The sequence below is a fragment of the Candidatus Benthicola sp. genome (genome assembly GCF_058719085.1).
Genome location: NZ_JBZQEK010000177.1, coordinates 1 through 19,974, shown reverse-complemented (window position 1 = coordinate 19,974; position 19,974 = coordinate 1). Strand labels below are relative to the sequence as shown.

The window sequence follows — 19,974 nt, the reverse complement described above, 5'->3', positions numbered from 1 at the left end:
GGTCCCGCACGGCGGGCCATCGGAGGATCCGGTCGAGCCCGTCATGGGAACGGGCGCCCCCATCAGCCGGCGCACGGGAGCCGCCCTCGGCGTGTCGCCGGGCTCCGTTCCGGTCAGGTCGCACAGCTCGCCCCAGCTCCGTACCGACTCGGACATGCCGTGCCGGGCCTCGATGGTCCGGTCGTTCGCTTCGCAGTAGTAGTCGTACAGCGCCATTCCACGCTCCTCGTCATCCTCTTCGGGCGCACGCCGGCGGCGGGCGCCTCGATCGTTGTCAAAGATTCAAGCTCTTATGCCCGGCCGGTTCAGTCCCGGTGCGGATGTCGCACGGCGTAGACGTACGTGCGGGCCAGGACATGCTCGGCCGCCGCCTGCATCGCATGGTTCAGTCGCGCCGCCGTCGCATCCCAGGCCCGCGACCATGCGAGGAAGAGCGGACGGAAGACCGCCAGGCCGAACAGGAACCCCAGCGTCAGAACGAACAGCGCGGGAAGCGCCCAGGCCGCCAGGACCATGGACATGCCGATCCATTGAAACATGACGCCCTCCTCGGGAACCGTGTCTCCGTTTGCCTACCCTGAATGTGCCGGTACGGTCCTGACCGCGCCAGCTATCGGTCGCCTCCGAAGCGTCCGAGCAGGTCCGAATCGAGCGCTTCCGGGTGCACCATGTAGGCCAGCACGCGCATGGCCATCCAGTCGCCCCTCATCCACACGTATCCCCGGCGGCCGGATCCGGTGCCGTGCGAGTTCTTGATCAGGTACCAGTCTTCGCCCTCCACCACCCGGTGATCCACGGCCAGCACCAGGTGGTCATCGGTGGTGCGACCCTCGTCGAAGTCCACCTGCCGGGAGTCTTGATCGATCTCGCCCCCGGGAAGCTCATCGGGCCGCATCACCGCGATTCCCGCGCCGTTCCACGAGGCGCCGGGGTCTCCCCAGTCCGTGTCGATCACGACCGGATAGCCCTCGTCCAGGGCCCGGTTGATCGTCGCCATGTACTCGGCCAGCGGAACGTTGTAATAGCCGTCGAAATCCCACCAGTTGTCGGGGACATCCAGTTCCCCGCGACCGTAGAAGGGCATGTCCTCGTACGAGGTGATCTCCCAGTACCGATCGGGCTCGAGGCCCAGGTACCCGGTCGCGTACTCCACCGGCGTCATCACCAACCCGTCCACCGTGATCTCGGCCGGGGGAGGCGCGAGGTGGCGGTCCAGCACGGTGCGAACTTCGCCGATCACTACATCCTCGTCCCAATCGCCGCTCTTCGCGTGGGCCTCGAGGACGGCGTTCAGCTCCTCGCGCATCGCTCCGTAATCATCCACCACGGCGAAGTCCTGCTCGGGCACGATACCGTATTGCCCGATCAGCCAGGTCACGTCGTGGCTGAGGCCTCCATCCGTGAAGCGCGCCCCGACACCCTGGCGACGTGCGTACTCCCGCGCCTTCTCCACGTACGCCCAGTACACGATGAAGTACTCGGACAGGTCGAGCTCCACCCTGGCCTCCCGGAAAGCCTCGGCGAGGTCCGGCCGAGTCCTCAGGGTCTCCGACTCCAGAAAGGCGACCGTCGAGAAGCTCCAGCACGTGCCTCCGCGCTGCTGCTTGATCGAGGTGTGCGGTATGTCGGTGCCCAACCAGTTCGGGGCCCGAATCCCATCGAAGAAGGCCTGTGGAGAGCTCGCATCCTCCGGCTGCTGCGCGGGAAGCGCCACGGGCGCGAGGAGAACGAGGGCGGCAACGCCGGGAACGAATCGGTATCGGGCTCGCATGTGCAGTCTCCGTGCGGAGTGAATCTTGCTCGCGCCCCGCTGGGCGGCGGCGCTCGCCGGACGGTTCCATGGCAAGAGTCGTGCGGCTGCGGGAGAGAGGCAGGGCGCTACGGCAGGAAACCCGGGCATACGCACCTAGGGTCCTGCCACACGTACACTTGGATCTTGGACGCGGTGCACGGGAAGTCCGCATCCGGGACCGGATCCGGGCCGCTCCCGGCGCCAGCTTGTCGACGCGGGACGGCCCGGTGGTGACAGGGTGTCACATCCGCCGGCCGGTGCTCGAGCCGTCAGTCCGGCTCGTCCGGGCTTCCAAGGCGGATGCGGGTGCGCGAATCCGCGGTCACGATCTCGATCTCGCGCCCCGGCTCGATGATGTTCACCACGACCGATCCGGTGCCCCGGACTTCCACGCTCGCATCTCCGACCAGCCCCGAGTAGCGGAGGCGACTCGCCTCCTCCGCATACGAGCGGCTGAGCACCCCGGCGTGCGCCGCCGGGGCGGCAGCGTCCGGCTTGGGCGGAGGCGGAGGCAGACCGGGCCGGTGGGTGGCCGTGGCCCGCGCCGACCGCGTTTCTCCGCCTCGACGGTATGTCCAGCGCACCGTCTGACCCGGCTTCACCGATCCGAAGCTGCGGCCTCCGGCGGGCGTGACGAGAGGATCTCCATCGATCTCGAGCAGGATGTCCCCCCGACGGAGTCCGGCGACGTCCGCCGGGCTGCCGTCCTCCACCGAGCTCACTTCCGGCGGCTCCGCGAAGCTCCACTCGGCAATGCCGGTGTCCTCGTCCACGCTCCACCGGCAATCGCTGCACCGGATGCCGAATCCGAACCAGCCGGACGGCAGGAGCGTATAGGTGGGCGCCGGGACCGGGCTGACCCGGGCGAGGATGCCCGCCTGTGCGGAATCGGGCATGGGCGCCACGGCCGCGCGCGGCACCCCCGCCGACACCCCGATCCCGGCGGCCGGCTTCGCGGGAGCGGCGGGGGCCGCATCCGGCACCGGCGCGACGGCCGGGGCGACCCGGGCCGCCGGCGACGGGCAGCTCTCCTGTGGCACGACTCGCACGGTCCGTTCCCGATCTCCACGGCGGATGACGATCTCCGTCTCTCGCCCCGGGACGAGGTTGGCCAGCTTCATGCCTCCCTCACCGGTGGTGATCAGATATCCATCCACCGCGACGATCTCGTCGCCCGACCGGATCTTCCCGGCTGCGGGTGATCCCGGACGCACCTCGCGTACGATGGGCTCCGAGCTGAAGCTCCACACTCTCGCGTCTCCGCTCGACTGCATCGAGCAGTGCGAGCACTCGAAGCTGGTGATTCCGATGCTCCCCCGAGGAGTCACCCCCCGGGGACAGGCGTCTCCGGAGGAAGCGATCTGACCGGCAGCGCTTCCGACAGCGGTCAGAACCAGGCCGAGCGTGGCGACCACGACCGCCCACCGGCGCCACCCGCGACCCTCTCCGTACGCGTTCACCCCGTTCATCTTCCCCTCCCCTCTCAGAACTCGACCAGCAGTTGTTGTCCGCTCCGTGCGTCCTCGGCCAACGCTTCCGCGCGCGCTTCGAACCCCTGGAGAATCCGTGCGGCGAGCGGGTCGTCGGGAGCGAGGCGCACGATCTCCGTCGCCGCGGCCCAGAGCGCGGTGAGCGCCACTTCGACGGCCTGGCTGGTGTCGCCGACAGCCGATCCATCGGCGTCGGAAAGGGCCGCCAGAGAAGCCACGTAGTCCGATCCCGCCCGCTGAACCCGGGCGGCCAGCAATGCGTCTCCGTCCTGGAACACGGTCTGGAAGGCGTCGGCCGTCTGGCGGGCCCCCATTCCCTGCCCGACCGACAGACCCCCGATGAACAGAGCGATGCCCGCGGCGATCGCGGCGGCGGCTCGCCACCACGAAAGTCCCGAAAGCGTCCTCCCTGCCGCGTGTTCCGCGGCGACACGGTCGCCGGTAGCGAGCAGACCTTCGTCGCGGAGGGCCCGGACGGTTCGTTCCTCCAGAAGCTGGCCGGGATCCGCCTCCCTGGGGAGATTCTGCAGCGCCTCCCGCTCGGCATCCGTCCAATCGTGGTCGTCTCTCATCGTGCGTCTCCGGGCTCGGAGCCCCGCGGTTCCAGAAGCCGACGCAGGGTGCGCCGCGCCGAGAACAGCTGACTCTTCGAGGTCCCTGTGGTGACACCGAGTCGCTCTGCGATCTCGGCGTGCTTGAAGCCTTCGATGTCGTGTAGAATCAGCACCGTGCGACTGCCGGGCGGAAGCATGGCGATGGCGCGCTCGAGGTCGATGCGGGCTTCGCTCGGGCCCGGTCGGGTCCAGCCGTTCGAAGTCTCGGACAGATCCGTCCACCGGCCGCTGGCCCGGAGGCGATTCCGGCACAGGTTCAGGCCGATTCCCGTGAGCCAGGTGCCGAACTTCGACTCCCATCGAAAGTCGGCCAGATTTCGCGTGGCCCGTATCCAGGTGTCCTGCACCACGTCCTCCGCTTCCAGCTCGTCGCCTCCCATCATCCGCAGCACGAACTGATAGAGCCGCGGAGTGTGCCGGCGGTACAGCTCTCGAAATGCGGTTTCGTCGCGGCCGCGCACGATGCGCTCCGCCAGCGTCCGATCTCTCGTCGGTACCACCGCCTGGGCTCTCATCTCGTCATTGAGTGTCTGGAGAGGACCTCCGGGTTGGGTCCGGCACCCCCGGGACCCGGACCTGCGCGGAACCTGCGTTTCGCCAGGAGCCCGCCCTCTAGCGCAGCGCCGCTCCGTGCAGCTCCCACCACTGCCTCGCGTGATCGTTCGTCCATCGCTCTACCTCGCAGGCGTCGAGCCGCGTGTTCAACTCCTCGGCCGTCTGGGGGCGAGCGGCGGGGTCCTTCGCGAGACAGGTGAGAATGACGGCCTCGAAGTCCGGCGGGATGTCGAGCTCGGTGCGTCGCGACGGCGGCAGGGGCGGTTCCCGGACCTGCTGCAGGAGCGTGGCCATCGGCGTGGAACCGGCAAACACCGGCTGCGCGGTGACCAACCAGTAGCCGACGCAGCCGAGGGCATAGATATCGGCTCTCGCGTCTACCGTTTCCTGACCGAGGGCGGACTCCGGCGACATGTATGCGGGCGTCCCGGCCACCGATCCCTCCCTCGTGAGCGCGGTGGCGCCACCCGCGTCGTCGGCCGTCGATTTCACCAGCCCGAAGTCGAGTACCTTGACGAAATCGTAGTCCGGCCCGAGCCGGCAGGTGAAGATGTTGGCCGGCTTCACGTCACGGTGCATCAGGCCCCTACCATGCGCCTCGCCCAGCGAATGGCAGGCGCCGCGGAGCAAGTGGATCGCCCGGGAAGCGGGGAGCGGTCCGAACCGGTCGACCAGAGTCGCGAGGTCGAGTCCGTCGAGGAGCTCCATCACGTAGTAGAAGGTCCCCTCATCGGTGACCCCGAAGTCGTACAGGCTCACGGTGTGCGTGGACTGCAGTCGCGCCGTCGCCCGTGCCTCCCTCTTGAACCGCTCCTCCACCACCCGCAGCCCCGTCTCCTGTACTCCAAGGGACTCGGGTCGAATCAGCTTGATGGCCGCCGGCCGGGCCAGCATCTGGTGCTCCGCGACCCACACCTCGCCCATTCCCCCCCGCCCGAGTGGTTCCGTGAGCCGATAGCTCCCCACGGCCTGCGCCCGGGCCAGACGCCGGCCATACCGATACACGCCCCGGGAGATCACGACCGCCAGGGCCGCGCAGAGGTAGGTCGAGAACAGGTAGAAGGTGAACAGCGTGTCGATCGGCACGTCGGGCGCGGTGGCGCCGAGGGCCTTGGAGAGAACGAGGACGGCGATGCCCGCGGAGGCCGCCCCCAGGGACGCGAGGATCGTCTTGCCCGGAGCGGCCGGCACGATCAGCGGAAACAGGAGGATCCAGACGCACTCCCAGGGGATGCCGACCCAGCCGGCGCGAGAACGGATTTCGGAGAACCAATGCGCGAACTGGCCCGGCTCCGGCCAGCTCCCCCAGACGTTGGCCCACGCGATTCCGAGGGCCCCCACGACCTCGAACACGAGGCCGATGTCGATGAGCGTCTCCGGCGGTAGCCGACCGTATCGCGACAGCAGGTAGATCCCGATCCCGAGGCCGATGGAGGCGGTGGCGACCGGTGTCGCCGGGTGGACGAGGACCTCCGGGAGCGCCGACGGCTCCAGGAGGACGGGACCGAAATAGGCCAGAAAATAGGTCGCGGCGTAGATCAGCGAGGCCCACCCGAGACGCCGCGAGGCCCGCTGGAGCAGGTCCGGCGGGAGACCGCTGGAGGCCGCGTCGGTGAAGCGGACCTGACGTCGTGCGGGAGTGGACTCGAAGGTCATTCGGCCGCCACGACCCGGGTCGCCACCCGCGCCACGCGCTCACCGAGCCGCCGGGCCCGTTCCAGCTCCGCTTCCGATATCCCCGGGCTCTCGACGCCGGTCGTGGCGGCGACCCCGAAGGCGCCGAAGCGGAATCCGTCTTCCTCGTAGTGCGGACCGACCACGATCATGCCGTTGTTGAGCATCGCCGCCAGGATCGTGACGACGGCCAGCTCCTTGCCTCCCCCATCGCTTCCACCCGTGGCGAACGCCCCTCCCACCTTGTCGCCCATGAACGGACGCTGTCCATCGATGAATGCCTTGACCGGAGTGGCCATGGAACCCCAGTAGGTGGGCGAGCCGATCACCAGCGCGTCGCACGCCTCCAGGTCCTCGTTCGTGGCTTCGTCCACCGGTTTCAACGTGACCGCGGCACCCACCACTTCGCGAGCGCCGTCTGCCACGGCCTCGGCCATCTGTTCCGTGTTTCCGGTCAGCGAATGGTACACCACCAGCACGCGAACCGAGTCCACCGGAGCCGGTGCCCGCGCTTCTCCGGCACCCGGGATGAGACCGAGTCCGAGGGCGATCCAGATCGACATGGAGTGGCGCATCAGTACCTCCAGCTCGTCAGGTCCGCTCCGGGAGGCGCCGATTCCTCGATTCGCTCGAGGATCCGGGGCAGATACCGGGTGTTGTATCGCAGTCGCGAGATGGCGTTCGAGTTCTCGTGGTCGCCGTTCCAGCAGTGCTCGAAGCGGTCGCCGTAGTCGATCACCCCCGCGTAGTACGGGTCCGTCGTGCTCTCGAGGAAGTCCTCCATCAGGTACACGGCGTTGTTGAGGTAGTAGTTGTCCATGTCTCCTGCGTAGATGTGGATCTTCCCGACCAGGCTGGGTCCGATCTCGGCCCAGTCACGCTCGAGGATGTGCCGCAGGTCGTAGTTTTCCTTCCAGTACTCGGCTACCTCGCGATCGATCTCGCCGGTCCGCTTGTCCCAGAGGCGCTTCGGATAGCCATCGGCGCCCATGGGAGAGTAGGTGGCCTCCCAGATGTCCCACTGGCCACCGGAGCGGCCCCTCGTGCCCCTCACCAGCTCGGCATGATTCTCGTTCCGTACTGTGTAGCTGATGCGGCCGAGCCAATCCCGGTGCGCGGGCCGCTCGACGCGGCCGAAGGGGCCGAGGTCGAAATAGGCATTCGGATACTCGTAGATGTTGACCAGCTCGTAGGCGCGGAAGTCGATCGGATCCGGACAGGCCGCGAAGGCCCCGTTGTACTCCTCCGGATACATCACCTGGACCGCGAGAGCCTCCCACCCTCCGGTGGATCCGCCGTAGGTGAATCGCGCCCAGCCCTCGCCGATCCCCCGGAATTCCCGCTCGATGAAGGGGATGAGCTCGTACGTGATCGCGTCACCCCAGGGCCCCTGGCTGGCGGAGTTCACGGCATAGGAATCGTCGTAGTAGGGCGTCGGGTGCTGGACCTCGATCACCAGGTAGCGCGGAAAGTCCGGCGAGATCCAGCGCTGGTAGAGATCATGGGCTTCCTGCTGCTGGATCCGGTTGTAGCACTCGAGGTCGAACCGTTCACTGTATTCGCATTCCAGTCCGGGATCCGGCGGCTCCGTGCGGAAGCCCCCGAAGTCGTACGGGAAGTGTCCGTGAAAGACCATCAGCGGGTACCGGGCCTCCGGGTGCTCGTCGAACCCTTCGGGCACGAGCACATGCGCCCCGAGGTACATGTCCCGTCCCCAGAACTCCGACAGCAGGTCGCTTCGCATTCGGACGTGCCGGACGTAAGGCGTGTCCTCCGGAGGCTCGATCTCAGGCATGATCTGGTCGAGCACGACCTCGATGGTGGCGTCTCGCGAGGGATCCACCTGCACCTTTCGCGGCAGCGAATAGAGGTTCCCCGGCTTGCGGTTCCACTGCTGGCCCTCGCCCCGGTCCGGCGGGAGGTTGACGGTATGCCCGGTGGCGAGCTCGAACGTCTCGTACACGTTCAGCACCGCCTGGACCGTGTACTCGCCCGCCGGCAGATCGGCGAGCTTCTCGATCGGGTGCCCGAACGCCGCGCCGTCGATGACGGCCGGCTCGTTCGGACCCCACGATTCCACGTTCACTCCGAAGCCCTGTGCGGTCCGCGCCGGCTCCGAGCGGAACTGGAAGCGGGGCTCCGGTTCATCGGCTGCGGCGATGAGCAGGATGAGCCTGCCGTCCAGGGGGCCTTCGCGAAGAGCCGCTTCATACTGGACGGAGAAGGACAGATCCGCCGGCCGCGTTGTCGGGCCATCCGGCGGCGCGCACGAGAGACCGACCACGGTGGCGAGGGCCACGCCGATCGGGAGTCCGGCTGACCGAAACCTCATTCTGGGCACCTCTGAGTTCCAGGGGGAACGGCTGCCGCGACCAGATGCCGCGGTGCGAGCGGGGCCCCTTTAGAAGAAGTCCCTGAACAGACGGTCCGTCGCCCGATCCAGCTCCGGCGACGGATACGCCTGTGTCCGCATCACCTGGAGCTCGTCCCGGAACGTCTCCAGGTTTGCGAGAAAGCGACGGAATCGAGCCTCGTCCACGTAGTCCATGGCCGTCTCATCGCCGAGGAAGTTCGCCACGCCGCCCCAGCCACGGGCCGACCGACGCACCCCCGCGGCGAGCTCCGGCTCGTCCTCCTCGATCGCGAAGGCATAGAGCAGAACGGCCAGCTGGATGCGCCCGATGTGGGCCTTCTGCTCCGCCAGCATCGCCCGGTGCTGCTGGATCTCCACGACGTTGAACAGGGTCGTGGGCGGCGGGAAGAGATTCGGTCGAGCGTTGGCCAGCAGCCAGTCGACTTCCCCATCGATGACGTCGACCAGCATCGGATTGAAGGCAGCCGTGCCTGCCGGCGACGGCAGCGTGACCAGCGAGGTCTGTCTTCCTCCGCCATGGTTCGTCACCAGTCCGTTGCCGTCGAAGACCGCGAGCAGGCTGTCGTCCGGCGGAAGCGGAAGCATGTGGACGAAGCGGCCGGCAGAAATCGTGTCCGCCGGATCCTCGGGAGGGCGAACTTCTCCCCAGTGCCCGCCCCGCTGCCGGACCTCCGGTACGAAGACGGCCACGGCGCCGCAGAGCGAGTCGTAGTACGGGTCGAAGATCCGGTCCGTAAGGCTGTCGGCCTCCACGACCCGGGCCAGCGCTTCCGCCTCGTCCCAATCGAGCTCGCGAGGGAAGCCCTGTCCGGCCGCCCATGCCGTCTCCACGGGCAGGCTCGGTATGGCGAACGGGAGGAGCGTCGCCACCATCACCATCACGCCCGTGAGCCAGTGCTGCAGTTCCTCGCCGGTGAACCGAGTGATCAACCAGGTGAAGAAGATCCCCGCGATCGCGGAGGCGGCCACCGTGGACTGCAGGAAGAACCGCAGGCCGTCCTGGAACAGCCACGGCAGGGGCGCGAGCGCCCACACGATCAGGAAGAGCCCCCTGTGACGGTTCTTCCGGGTGGCCACGAGCCACACGAGTCCGGGGGCGGCCAGCGCGTACGTCATCACCGCGATCGAGCCGGCCACGTGGCCCCTCTGTCCCGTGTACCAGTCGAGATGACGAAGGAAATGAACGATGTAGGGTGAGGAGAGGACCATGGTGGCGGCGCCACAGAGCACCAGCCCCTTCCAGCGGCCCGTGAAGACGCCGGCGAGAACGAAGCCGACGGCGATCACGGGAGCGCCCCCCAGGTGCACGTACGTCGTGGCCGTGGCCATCAGGACCGCCTCGACGTACCGCTTCTCGAGGAAGAAGTAGATCGCCCAGCCCGAGAGGATGAAGATCCACCCGGACGGAACGCCGACGAAGAACGAACCGGCCGAGTACACGCAGCCCGTCAACAGAGCGACGGCGAACAGGGCGGCCCGATCGCCTCCGAAGCGGCGGGCGAACCAGGCGGCCGTGAAGACGGCGGCCGCCCATTGGATGACGGCGAGCACGGAGAAGGCATGGATGTAGTCCCATCCGCTGCCACCGAGCAGCCTGCCGAGCAGGGCCACCGCGTAGTGGAGCGCCGGACCCTGCAGGTTCGGCCGTCCCGTGGGCGCCCAATTGAGAGAGTCCCACCAGTAGACGTTGTTTTCCGCGAACTGGCGTGCGAGCGATATGTGGAAGCCCAGGTCGTTATCCGCGAAGTAGTCGCGAAGCATCAGGAGGAGGAGAACGAGATGGAGGGCCACCACGAAGACGAGTGCGCGGCGGGCGCCACGCGACTCGCGGAAGTACTCCCTCACCAGACTGACGCTCGTGTCGACGCTCATCGTGCCTCGGTGGCGGGGGACGCGGTCCGGCCTTCGGACGAGTTCCCGCCAATCTGCATGAAACGGGTCGGTCGCGCACGCATGCACGCGGCTCGCCGTCCCGATCTGCGAGGTCGAAGGATTGACACGGAGCGCCGAACCGGACTGATTTGACATCGTGCCATTTCTCGAGCGGTTGACCCGCGTCCGGCGGGAGGAAGTCAGTGCGCTGACGTGGGCTCTCGTCTACGGCTTCTGCATCTTCCTCGCCTATTACATTCTTCGGCCCGTCCGCGACGAGATCAGCTCCGCGGACCGGGGCAATCTGCAGATCCTGTGGACGGCCGTATTCCTCGTCATGCTGGTGGCGGTCCCGGCATACTCATGGGTCGTGGCGCGGTGGCCGCGCGGAAAGTTCGTCCCGTGGGTCAACCGGTTCTTCATCCTGAACCTGGTCGGCTTCTACGTCGCCCTCGTATCGCTGCCCCTCGGAGCGCGACCGTGGATCGACCGCGTGTTCTACGTGTGGGCCAGCGTCTTCGCGCTCTTCGTGGTCACCGTGTTCTGGGGGTTCATGGCCGACCTGTTCACGAGCGAGCAGGGAAAGCGGCTGTTCGGCCCGATCGCGGTGGGAGGATCCCTGGGCGCGATCATCGGCTCGGCCGTCACGGCGGGTCTGATCTCGGCCCTGCCCTCGTTCGCGCTGCTGCTCGTCGCCTGCGTGCCCCTGGAGGTCGCCGCGCAGGCGGCCCGGAAGCTCCACCAGAACTCCGACAGGGCCGGCAGCGCGCTGCAGCGTCAGGAAGATCCGGTGTCGGGTGGAGTGTGGAGCGGTATCAAGGTCGTCTTCAGCTCCCCCTATCTCGTACGGATCGCCGTGTTCATCTTCCTGATGACGTTCGCCTCGACGGTGCTCTACTTCCAGCAGGCGCATCTCATCTACGACGCGATCAGCGACCGGGACATCCGCACGGCACTCTTCGCCAAGATGGACCTGGCCGTGAACGTCATCACCCTCACCGGCCAGGGCTTCGTGGTGTCGCGCGTCATCCGGCGCATCGGCATGGGGTGGAGCCTGGCGATCGTCCCTCTCATCGCAGCGGTCGGCTTCGTGGCGCTGGGCCTGATGCCGACCCTCGCGGTGCTGGTCGTCGTCCACGTCCTGTACCGGTCCCTGCGCTACGCGATCGCCAAGCCGACGCGCGAAGTGCTGTTCACCGTCGTCGACCGTGAAGAGAAATACAAGTCGAAGGCGTTCATCGACGCGGCCGTCTATCGCGGCGGCGATCTGATCAACGGTTGGATCTATGCGGGTCTGGCGGCGCTGGGACTGACCGTCGGAGTCATCGCGCTGGTCGCGGCGCCGGTAGCCGCCGTGTGGGCGCTGGTCGGCCTCGATCTGGGGCGGCGGCAAGACCGATTGGCCGCCGAGAAAGGGAGCCAGTAATGAAGATCACACGTCGGGAGATGATCAAGCTCGGGGCGGCGGCAAGCGCGGCCGCAGCGGTCGGCCCCCGACACCTGCTCGGTGACGTTCTCGCGGACCGCCAGGCGCCGGCGCCCCGCACCCGTCCGATTCCGTCGAGCGGAGAGCCCGTCCCCGTGGTGGGTATCGGGACGGCCCGACGGTATGACGTCGCGATCGGGGACGAGGGTGACATGGACGTGCTGAGGGAGACCGTCCGCGTGTTTCACGAACTGGGCGGGACCCTCATCGACACGGCCCCGTCCTACGGAAACGCCGAGATCGTGGTCGGAGACCTCGTGGAGGGGCTCGGAATGAGGGACGAGCTCTTCCTCGCCACGAAGGTTCGCAAGGAGGGCCGGGAGGAGGGCCTGACGGAGATCGCGGACTCGTTCGAGCGCCTGCGAACCGAGAGGATCGACCTGATCCAGGTCCACAACCTGGTGGACGTCGATACCCAACTCGAGACGCTGATGGATCTGAAGGCGGCCGGCCAGATCCGCTACGTGGGGATGACCACGTCGTCGAGACGGCAGCACGAGGCTTTTGCCGACGTGATGCGGAGGGAGACTCTCGACTTCATCCAGGTCGATTACTCGCTCTCCAACCGCGAGGCCGCCGACGTCATCCTCCCCCTCGCGGCGGACCGGGGCATGGCCGTGCTCGTCAACCTACCGTACGGCCGCGGGCGGCTCTTCGACGCGGTGGGCGAACGTCCGCTCCCCGACTGGGCTTCGGAGTTCGACTGTGAGAGCTGGGGGCAGTTCTTCCTGAAGTACATCATCGGCCACCCGGCGGTGACCTGCGTCATCCCCGGCACCGCGAAGCCCGGGTATGCACGGGACAACATGGGAGCGGCGTTCGGCCGACTGCCGGACGCCGAAGCGCGCAAGCGCATGGAAGCATTTTACGACGGCCTCGCGGCAGGCGGCTAAGCCCGCCGAGACACCGGACCGGGGTCACTCGGAGCGAGCGTACACGGACACGTGACTCCCGCTCGACGCGGTGAACGGTTCTTCTCTCCAGCCCCCCCAGCGGTGCTCGAGCCGAAGCTCCGCGAGTCGGGCCATCAGGTCGAGCTCCGATGGCCAGCAGTAGCGGGCCTGCAGGGGAAAGAAGCGGGCGCCGCCCTCCGTCAGTGAGACCATCCGGGCCTTCACCCTCTGGTGGACCGGATCGTGAATCGCTGCCTCGAGCCGCAATCCTTCCGGTTCGATGGCGGTGACGGCCAGCCGCTGACCGCGGTCGAAACGGTCCAGATCGGGGACGAAGCACTCCAGCAGGAAGCGCCCGCCTGGAGCGAGGTGAGCCGCCACGGAGCGGAAGCATCGGACCTGGCTTTCCTGCTCGAGGAGCGAGAAGAACGTGTTGAATACCACGTACACCAGCTCGAACCGGAGGTCGAGCTCGAACTCCGTGAAGTCTCCCCGGGTGATCGACAGACTCTCGGCCCCCTCCTTCGCGCGGAGCCGGTCCAGCATGGCACCGGATGCATCGATTCCGTGAACGGCCACCCCTTTCGCCGCCAGGGGAAGGGCCACCCGACCCGTCCCGATCCCGAGCTCGAGCGCCGGACCTCTCCCGGCGAGGACCGCCAGGCGCTCCACCACCGGACCCGGGTCACCCCCCCCGTACCACGAATCGTACACTTCGGCGACGCCGTCGCCGTACGTGGAGGCACCGTATTCGCTCATCTCGCCCTCCGTTCTTCTTCGTGAAGCTCGATCCCACCCGGTACGTTAAGATATGCCGAAAGGGAGCGGATGAGGCGATGAATCGCGAACAACAGGAAGTCGATCTGACCCGGTGGGCGAACGGGGTCGCGGAAGAGCTGGACCGGAAGCACCGGCCGGAGCTGTCCGCCGTGTTCCGCGCCCTGGCCCGGCGGGATGCCGAGGCCGTGCGCCAGGCGCTGGACGTCTACACCCCCGCCATGCTCCGGGCGCTCGAGGAGATGGTGAAGCTGGAGGAATCGGACCGGGCCGAGGCCGGGCAGGATCGGGCGGTCGAGATCCTCGCATGGCTCGGGGACCTCATCGAGGAAGTGGAAGAGGCGGGTCTGACGGCGGATCTGCCGCCGGACGATGAGGAGCCCGTCCAGTGATCGAGGGCGGAGCGGACGATCGCGCGAAGCTTCGGCGGACCGACCGGTCGGCCGATGACTCCTGGATCCGCGAGCTGCTTCACCAGGCCCCGGTCGGCGTTCTCGCGACCGTGCGGGACGACCAGCCGTTCGTGAATTCGAACCTGTTCGTGTTCGACCCCGAGGCCCACGCCCTCTACCTGCACACGGCCCGAACCGGCAGGACCCGCAGCAACCTGGAGGCTCACCCCGGCGTCGCGTTCACGGTCTACGAGACGGGGCGACTGCTACCCGCCGATGAGGCCCTGGAGTTCAGCATCGAGTACGGCGGCGTCGTGGTGTTCGGTGCCGCGAGGGTCGTCCACGATCCCGGGGAAGCGGAGCACGGGCTGCAGCTGCTGCTCGACAAGTATGCTCCCCACCTGAGGCCGGGCCGTGACTACCGCCCCATCACCAAGGACGAGCTGAAGCGGACGACGGTGATACGGCTCGACGTCGAGTCGTGGAGCGGAAAGCGGAAGGTCGCCGATTCCGACTTCCCGGGAGCGTACCGCTACGAGGACCGCCACCGGCTGGCCCGCCCGGGGACCGAACCCGGGGAGCCGGCGTCCGGCGGGACTCCCTAGACCGGGAGCAGCGCGAACCCCGGTCGATCGGTAGATTGTCCAGCGCCTCCTCGCTCCGACCGGAGCCGTCGTGTGACGATCAACCTGTACGCCGCCTGGATCGGCTTCCTTCTCGGAGCTCTCGCCGGGGCCGTGACCGGCCTGTTCTTCGATCGGGAGACCTGGCTCGGCGGATACTCGGACTGGCGCCGCCGCATGGTACGCCTCGGCCACGTCGCCTTCTTCGGCATCGGGATCCTGAACCTCGGCTTCTACCTCACCGTCGAGACGCTTGACCTGACGACAGCGCTGCGCTTTGCCTCGGTTCTGTTGATCATCGGCGCCGTGACAATGCCGGCCGTGTGTTACCTGTCGGCCTATCGGAGGAGCTACCGCCAGTGGTTCTTCATCCCGGCGGGCTCGGTGACGGCGGCACTGGCCCTGATCACCTGGAGGCTGCTCGGGTCATGAGAATCGGTCTGCTGGCGATGAGCGGCATCCGCGTGGTGGACGAGGAGCTCCTGCGGCTCGGACTCACCCTCCCCGGGTTCGTGGAACGCAGCAAGACGATCGCGTCGCTCCCCAGCCTCGGTCTTCTGACCCTGGCCGCCCTCACGCCGCCGGAACACGAGGTCGAGTACCTGGAGGTGCCCGACCCGCGGTCGCTCGACCGGCTTCCTGACGGGTTCGACCTCGTGGCCATTTCCTCCTACAGCGCCCAGATCCTCGAAGCGTACGACCTCGCCGATCGGTACCGGGAGTCGGGCGTTCCCGTGGTGATGGGCGGCCCGCACGTCACCGCGCTGCCCGAGGAAGCCGCATGGCACTGCGATGCGGTGGTCGTGGGAGAGGGCGAGGCGTGCTGGCTCAGCGTCCTGTCCGATTGCGCGAGCCACCGACTCGCCGGCGTGTACGACGCACGGCCCTTCGAGCTGGACCTCGCCGACAGTCCGGTCCCGGCCTTCGAGCTGCTCGACATCGAGCGATACAACCGACTGACCGTGCAGGCGAGCCGCGGCTGCCCCCACCGGTGCGAGTTCTGCGCCAGCTCGGTGCTCCTCACCGACCGGTACAAGCAGAAGCCCCTCGACAACGTGGTGCTCGAGATCGATCGCATCCTGGAGATCTGGGACCGACCCTTCCTGGAGTTTGCGGATGACAATGCACTCGTGAACCGGGCGTATTGGAAGGAGCTTCTCGCACGGCTCTCGAAGAGGGAGATCCAGTGGTTTGCCGAGACCGACCTCTCGGTGGCCCGCGACCCGCAGTTGCTCGAGCTGATGCGTGAGTCCGGGTGCGCCCAGGTGCTGGTGGGTCTCGAGAGCCCGGTCGAGGAGGGCCTCGAGGGACTGGAGCTCCGGAGCGACTGGAAGCGCAAGCGGTATCCCGACTACCGGGATGCGATCCGTGAGATTCAGTCTCACGGCATCACGGTGAACGGTTGCTTCGTGATCGGCCTCGACGGACACACGCCGGACATCTTCGACCAGGTGTACGACTACGTGCGCGACGCCGGGCTGTACGAGGTGCAGGTCACGATCCTCACGCCCTTCCCCGGCACTCCCCTGTACAGCCGCCTGCTGAAAGAAGATCGGATCCTCGCGCCGTGCGCGTGGGACCGATGCACCCTGTTCGACCTCAACTACCAGCCGAAATGCATGAGCCAGGAAGAGCTGGTCGATGGCTTCAAGCGCCTCGTTGTCCGCCTCTACAGCGAGGAGTTCACGCAGTGGAGGCGCAACCGGTTCAGGAAGGACCTGGCCCGGAGTCTTCGCCGGAGCAAGGAGTGACCCGATGAGCATCGGCGCGATTCGAATTCTGTTCTGGGTGGCCGCCCTGTACGACGGGATCCTCGGGATCGCATTCCTGGTCGCGGCCCCTGCCCTGTTCGACTGGGTCGGCGTGCCGCCACCCAACCACTTCGGCTACGTGCACTTCCCGGCGGCCCTGCTGATCGTTTTCGCCCTCATGTTCGTGGCGATCGCGAGAGACCCGCTGGCCGGCCGCAACCTCATCGGGTACGGCATACTGCTCAAGCTCTCGTACTGCGCCGTGGTGGCCTATCACTGGTTCAGCGCTGGTGTTCCGCTCATCTGGAAGCCGTTCGCGGTCGCCGACCTGGTGTTCCTGATCCTGTTCGTCCTCGCTCGCGCGCGGGTGAGCGAGCTGGAGAGCGAGGCGGATCGCGCGTCTCCCGCCTGATTCCACCGGTTCTGAGGAGGAAACATGACCGCCGGAGACGATGGTTCGCGCAGGAGTCCCAACCTGTTCTACGTCGGAGGAGTCGGCTGGCTCCTGCTCGCCGCTCTCGCCTTCTGGGCCTACTTCAACGGGACGGCGCCCTTTGACACGCCGGGAATCCCGATCTCCCAGCTCGTGCTCGCGGCGATCTTCCTCTGGGTCGGCTGGAAGCGGGCGCGGCGATCCGGGGGCTGAGCCGGGACAGCCCGGCGGCGGAACTCACGGGAGCGCGTGCTCGGTCCTCCGGATGATCTCGTCCTGCAGGGCTTCGGACAGGTCGCAGAAGTAGTCGCTGTACCCCGCGACCCTGACGATCAGGTCACGGTGGCTGTCCGGGTCCGCCTGTGCCCTCCGCAGGGTCTCCGAGTCCACCACGTTGAACTGCACGTGGTGTCCGTCCATCTCGAAGTAGCCTCGCACGAGGTGGCGGAGGCGCTCGATTCCCTCCTCTCCCTCGATCAGGGACGGGGCGAGCTTCATGTTCAGGAGAGTGCCGCCCGTGCGAATGTGATCCATCTTCGCCGCCGAGCGGAACACCGCGGTGGGGCCTTTGCGGTCGGCCCCCTGCACCGGTGAGATCCCCTCCGAGAGCGGGAGCCCGGAACGTCGGCCGTCCGCCGTGGCCCCGGTCACGGAGCCGAAGTAGACGTGGGACGTGGTCGGCAGCATCTCCAGCCGATACGTGCCGCCGGTCACCGTGGGGCGTCCGTCGATGCAATCGAACGCGGCGTCGAAGACGCGTCGCATGAGACCGTCGGCCCTGTCGTCATCGTTGCCGTACTTGGGCGTCCGATGGATCAGCCGCTGCCGGAGCGGCTCGTGGCCCTCGAAGTTCGCGTCCAGCGCCTCGATCAGATCCGGCAGGTCGATCACCTTCTCCTCGAACACGACGGCGCGGATGGCCGCCAGGCTGTCCGTGATCGAGCCGATCCCCACGGCCTGGATGAACCGGTTGTTGTACCGCGCTCCGCCCGCGTTGTAGTCCTTCCCGCGGGCCACGCAGTCGTCGATGAGAACCGACAGGAACGGGGCGGGCATCTGGCGGGCGTACAGCCGCTCGATCACCTGGTTGCCGGCGATCTTGAGATCCACGAAATGCCGCAGCTGGGCGTGGAAGGCCCGGAACACGTCCTCGAAGCTCTCCATGCCCGCGATCGCGCCGGTGGCAGGCCCGAGCCGCCGCCCCGTCTTCGGGTCCATCCCGTCGTGAAGAGCGAGATCGAGAACCTTCACGAGGTTGAAGTAGCCGGTGAGGATGTAGGCTTCCTTGCCGAACGCGCCCACCTCCACGCAGCCGCTGCAGCCACCGGCCCTTGCGTCCTCCAGCGTCTTGCCCTGACGGAGCTGCTCGGCCACGGCGGCATCCGCGTTGAACAGCGACGGAAAGCCGTACCCCTTCCGGATCACCCGGAGGGCGTGCTCCAGCACCTCGTCCGGCGTCTCGTTGGCGACCTGGAGATTCGTGCTCGGCTGGAGGAGGTGCATCTCGTCGACGATCTCGAGCAGGAGGTGCGAGACCGCGTTCGAGCCGTCCGTCCCGTCGGGCAGCACGCCCCCGATGTTGATGTTGGCGAAGTCGGTGTACGTGCCGCTCTCGGCCGCCGTGACGCCCACTTTGGGCGGCGCGGTGTGGTTGTTGAACTTGATGAAGAACGCTTCGAGGAGCTCCTTCGCCGATTCCCGGGTCAGCGTGCCGTCCGCCAGCCCGCGCTCGTAGAAAGGAAGCAGGTGCTGGTCGAGGTGCCCGGGATTGAACGCGTCCCAGCCGTTGAGCTCGGTGATCACGCCCAGGTGGCAGAACCAGTAGTGCTGGAGCGCTTCGTGGAAGTCGCGTGGAGCGTTCGCGGGCACGTGGCGGCATGTTCGCGCGATCTTCTCGAGCACGGCACGCTCGGCCGGATCGGCCTCCTCGGCCACCTTCCGCTCGGCCAGATCCGCGTGCCGCTCCGCGAACCGGATCAGGGCCTCGCAGCTGATCCACATGGCCCGGAGAGCCTCGGAGCGATCCTGCGCCTCGGAGTCACGCACGAAATCGAGGCCAGCCAGGCTCCGGTCGATCTCCGCCTGGAAGTCCCTCAACCCGCGCGAGTAGATCTTGTCGTCGAGCACGGTGTGACCCGGCGCCCGCTGTTCCATGAACTCCGTGAACAAGCCGGCCTCGTAGGCGACGTGCCACTCCTCCGGCAGCTCGGCGAACAGCCGGTCCCTCAGCGAGCGTCCGGTCCAGAACGGGATCACCGTGTCGGCGTACGCGGAGCGTACCTCTTCCGGCACCCCGTAGCGTGTCTTGGGCCGTGAGTCGAGGATTCGCAGGTCCTCGAGCGAGTGGCAGGTGAGCTCCGGGAAGGTGGGCACGATCTTCGGCGCCGGGCCGCGCTCTCCCACGATCAGCTCTCCGTCGCCGTGGTACAGCGTCTTGTGCTCGCACAGATGCTCGAACGCGCGCGCCCGGAGGATCGGCGTGGGCAACCGGCCGAGGTGCCGCTGGTAGAAGTCGGTGAGGAGCACGGCCCTCTCCGCGGACAGGCTCGGTTCCGTCTCCAGGCTCCGCTGCCGGAGCCGCCTCGTACGATCCGTCATGCGCTCACCCTCCGACGACCGTGTGCAGGCCCTCGGCCTCGAACACGGAGGCGATGTGCCTGATGTGCTCCGCTTCCGGCGGACGACCCTCGTACGCCGGGGTGGTGACCGCGACCCGGTCCCTCTTCTCGGCGCCGAGCCTGTGGAAGGGAAGCAGGTTCACGCGCTCCACGCCCGGCACGGTGGCGGCGAAGGCGGCGGTACGCTGCAGGTTGTCGTCGTCATCGTTGACGCCCGGCAGGATGGGAACGCGCACCCAGATCCTCGCCGGGATCCCGCCGAGCGCCGCCAGGTTGGCCAGGATGCGTTCGTTCGAGGCCCCGGTCCACGCCCGGTGCACGGCCGCCTCGGTATGCTTGATGTCGAACAGGACGAGGTCTGCCAGCCGGCCGGCTGCCAGCAGGTCCTCTCGCCGGGCGAGGCCGCAGGTGTCCACGGCCGTGTGCACGTCGAGCCCTTTCAGCGCCCGCAGCGCCGAGAGCACGAAGGGCGCCTGGCTCAGCGGCTCCCCGCCCGAAAAGGTGATGCCGCCCCCCGAACGCCGGTGGAAGATGTCGTCGCGCAGCACCTCTTCGACCAGGGCTTCGACCGTGATCTCCCGTCCCACGCTCCGCCTGGCGCCAGTCGGACAGATCTCGGCGCACCGTCCG

21 protein-coding genes are annotated in these 19,974 nt (G+C 67.6%); 8 read left to right on the top strand and 13 right to left on the bottom strand.

Annotated elements, in window-relative coordinates; all coding sequences use genetic code 11:
- From AC36XV_RS12775 to AC36XV_RS12730, 10 genes are all read right to left on the bottom strand, one after another.
- Positions 1-216 (bottom strand): zinc ribbon domain-containing protein (locus tag AC36XV_RS12775; RefSeq protein WP_492204071.1); only part of this gene is annotated, 216 nt, incomplete at its 3' end.
- Positions 217-305: 89 nt separating this feature from the next.
- Positions 306-539: a hypothetical protein gene (locus AC36XV_RS12770; RefSeq protein ID WP_492204070.1), complete on the bottom strand. Its 234-nt coding sequence runs from the start codon at positions 537-539 to the stop codon at positions 306-308.
- 71 nt (positions 540-610) lie between these two features.
- Positions 611-1,771 carry a hypothetical protein gene (locus AC36XV_RS12765; RefSeq protein ID WP_492204069.1) on the bottom strand — a complete coding sequence of 387 codons (1,161 nt, stop codon included), beginning with the start codon at positions 1,769-1,771 and terminating at the stop codon, positions 611-613.
- A 290-nt stretch (positions 1,772-2,061) separates the two neighbouring features.
- A complete protein-coding gene (locus AC36XV_RS12760) occupies positions 2,062-3,261 on the bottom strand; it encodes a PDZ domain-containing protein (protein WP_492204068.1) in 1,200 nt (399 codons plus the stop codon).
- Positions 3,262-3,275: 14 nt separating this feature from the next.
- A complete protein-coding gene (locus AC36XV_RS12755; RefSeq protein ID WP_492204067.1) occupies positions 3,276-3,854 on the bottom strand; it encodes a hypothetical protein in 579 nt (192 codons plus the stop codon).
- The gene (locus AC36XV_RS12750) at positions 3,851-4,396 is read right to left on the bottom strand and encodes an RNA polymerase sigma factor (protein WP_492204066.1); all 546 of its coding nucleotides are present in this window, start codon (positions 4,394-4,396) and stop codon (positions 3,851-3,853) included. The genes AC36XV_RS12755 and AC36XV_RS12750 overlap by 4 nt, the downstream gene beginning before the upstream one ends.
- 112 nt (positions 4,397-4,508) lie before the next feature.
- Positions 4,509-6,107, bottom strand: a complete 1,599-nt coding sequence (locus tag AC36XV_RS12745) for a serine/threonine-protein kinase (protein ID WP_492204065.1) — start codon at positions 6,105-6,107, stop codon at positions 4,509-4,511.
- Entirely contained in the window at positions 6,104-6,700 is a 597-nt protein-coding gene (locus AC36XV_RS12740) for a flavodoxin family protein (protein WP_492204064.1), read from the bottom strand. Before AC36XV_RS12740 ends, AC36XV_RS12745 begins: the two co-directional genes overlap by 4 nt.
- Positions 6,700-8,457, bottom strand: a complete 1,758-nt coding sequence (locus tag AC36XV_RS12735) for an alpha/beta hydrolase (protein ID WP_492204063.1) — start codon at positions 8,455-8,457, stop codon at positions 6,700-6,702. The genes AC36XV_RS12740 and AC36XV_RS12735 overlap by 1 nt, the downstream gene beginning before the upstream one ends.
- 69 nt (positions 8,458-8,526) lie before the next feature.
- Entirely contained in the window at positions 8,527-10,371 is a 1,845-nt protein-coding gene (locus AC36XV_RS12730) for a hypothetical protein (protein WP_492204062.1), read from the bottom strand.
- A gap of 157 nt (positions 10,372-10,528) precedes the next feature.
- Between AC36XV_RS12730 and AC36XV_RS12725 the strand changes: the two genes are divergently transcribed.
- Complete coding sequence (locus AC36XV_RS12725; protein WP_492204061.1) at positions 10,529-11,797, top strand: NTP/NDP exchange transporter; 1,269 nt, start codon at positions 10,529-10,531, stop codon at positions 11,795-11,797.
- Positions 11,797-12,750 carry an aldo/keto reductase gene (locus tag AC36XV_RS12720; protein ID WP_492204060.1) on the top strand — a complete coding sequence of 318 codons (954 nt, stop codon included), beginning with the start codon at positions 11,797-11,799 and terminating at the stop codon, positions 12,748-12,750. Before AC36XV_RS12725 ends, AC36XV_RS12720 begins: the two co-directional genes overlap by 1 nt.
- Before the next feature lie 24 nt (positions 12,751-12,774).
- Here the strand turns inward: AC36XV_RS12720 and AC36XV_RS12715 are convergent, their stop codons facing one another.
- A complete protein-coding gene (locus tag AC36XV_RS12715) occupies positions 12,775-13,509 on the bottom strand; it encodes a class I SAM-dependent DNA methyltransferase (RefSeq protein WP_492204059.1) in 735 nt (244 codons plus the stop codon).
- Positions 13,510-13,586: 77 nt separating this feature from the next.
- Between AC36XV_RS12715 and AC36XV_RS12710 the strand changes: the two genes are divergently transcribed.
- From AC36XV_RS12710 to AC36XV_RS12685, 6 genes are all read left to right on the top strand, one after another.
- On the top strand, positions 13,587-13,919 hold the full coding sequence (locus tag AC36XV_RS12710; RefSeq protein WP_492204058.1) for a hypothetical protein: 333 nt from the start codon (positions 13,587-13,589) through the stop codon (positions 13,917-13,919).
- A complete protein-coding gene (locus AC36XV_RS12705; protein ID WP_492204057.1) occupies positions 13,916-14,524 on the top strand; it encodes a pyridoxamine 5'-phosphate oxidase family protein in 609 nt (202 codons plus the stop codon). The genes AC36XV_RS12710 and AC36XV_RS12705 overlap by 4 nt, the downstream gene beginning before the upstream one ends.
- Before the next feature lie 72 nt (positions 14,525-14,596).
- The gene (locus AC36XV_RS12700; protein ID WP_492204056.1) at positions 14,597-14,974 is read left to right on the top strand and encodes a YtxH domain-containing protein; all 378 of its coding nucleotides are present in this window, start codon (positions 14,597-14,599) and stop codon (positions 14,972-14,974) included.
- A complete protein-coding gene (locus tag AC36XV_RS12695) occupies positions 14,971-16,293 on the top strand; it encodes a B12-binding domain-containing radical SAM protein (protein WP_492204055.1) in 1,323 nt (440 codons plus the stop codon). The genes AC36XV_RS12700 and AC36XV_RS12695 overlap by 4 nt, the downstream gene beginning before the upstream one ends.
- Before the next feature lie 4 nt (positions 16,294-16,297).
- Positions 16,298-16,705, top strand: coding sequence for a hypothetical protein (locus tag AC36XV_RS12690; protein WP_492204054.1), 408 nt, complete (start codon positions 16,298-16,300; stop codon positions 16,703-16,705).
- Between the two features lie 24 nt (positions 16,706-16,729).
- On the top strand, positions 16,730-16,939 hold the full coding sequence (locus AC36XV_RS12685) for a hypothetical protein (RefSeq protein WP_492204053.1): 210 nt from the start codon (positions 16,730-16,732) through the stop codon (positions 16,937-16,939).
- Positions 16,940-16,963: 24 nt separating this feature from the next.
- Here the strand turns inward: AC36XV_RS12685 and hypD are convergent, their stop codons facing one another.
- Positions 16,964-19,324 carry a trans-4-hydroxy-L-proline dehydratase gene (gene hypD / locus AC36XV_RS12680; RefSeq protein WP_492204052.1) on the bottom strand — a complete coding sequence of 787 codons (2,361 nt, stop codon included), beginning with the start codon at positions 19,322-19,324 and terminating at the stop codon, positions 16,964-16,966.
- A 4-nt stretch (positions 19,325-19,328) separates the two neighbouring features.
- The coding region (locus AC36XV_RS12675; RefSeq protein ID WP_492204051.1) for a glycyl-radical enzyme activating protein at positions 19,329-19,974 on the bottom strand (646 nt) is incomplete at its 5' end.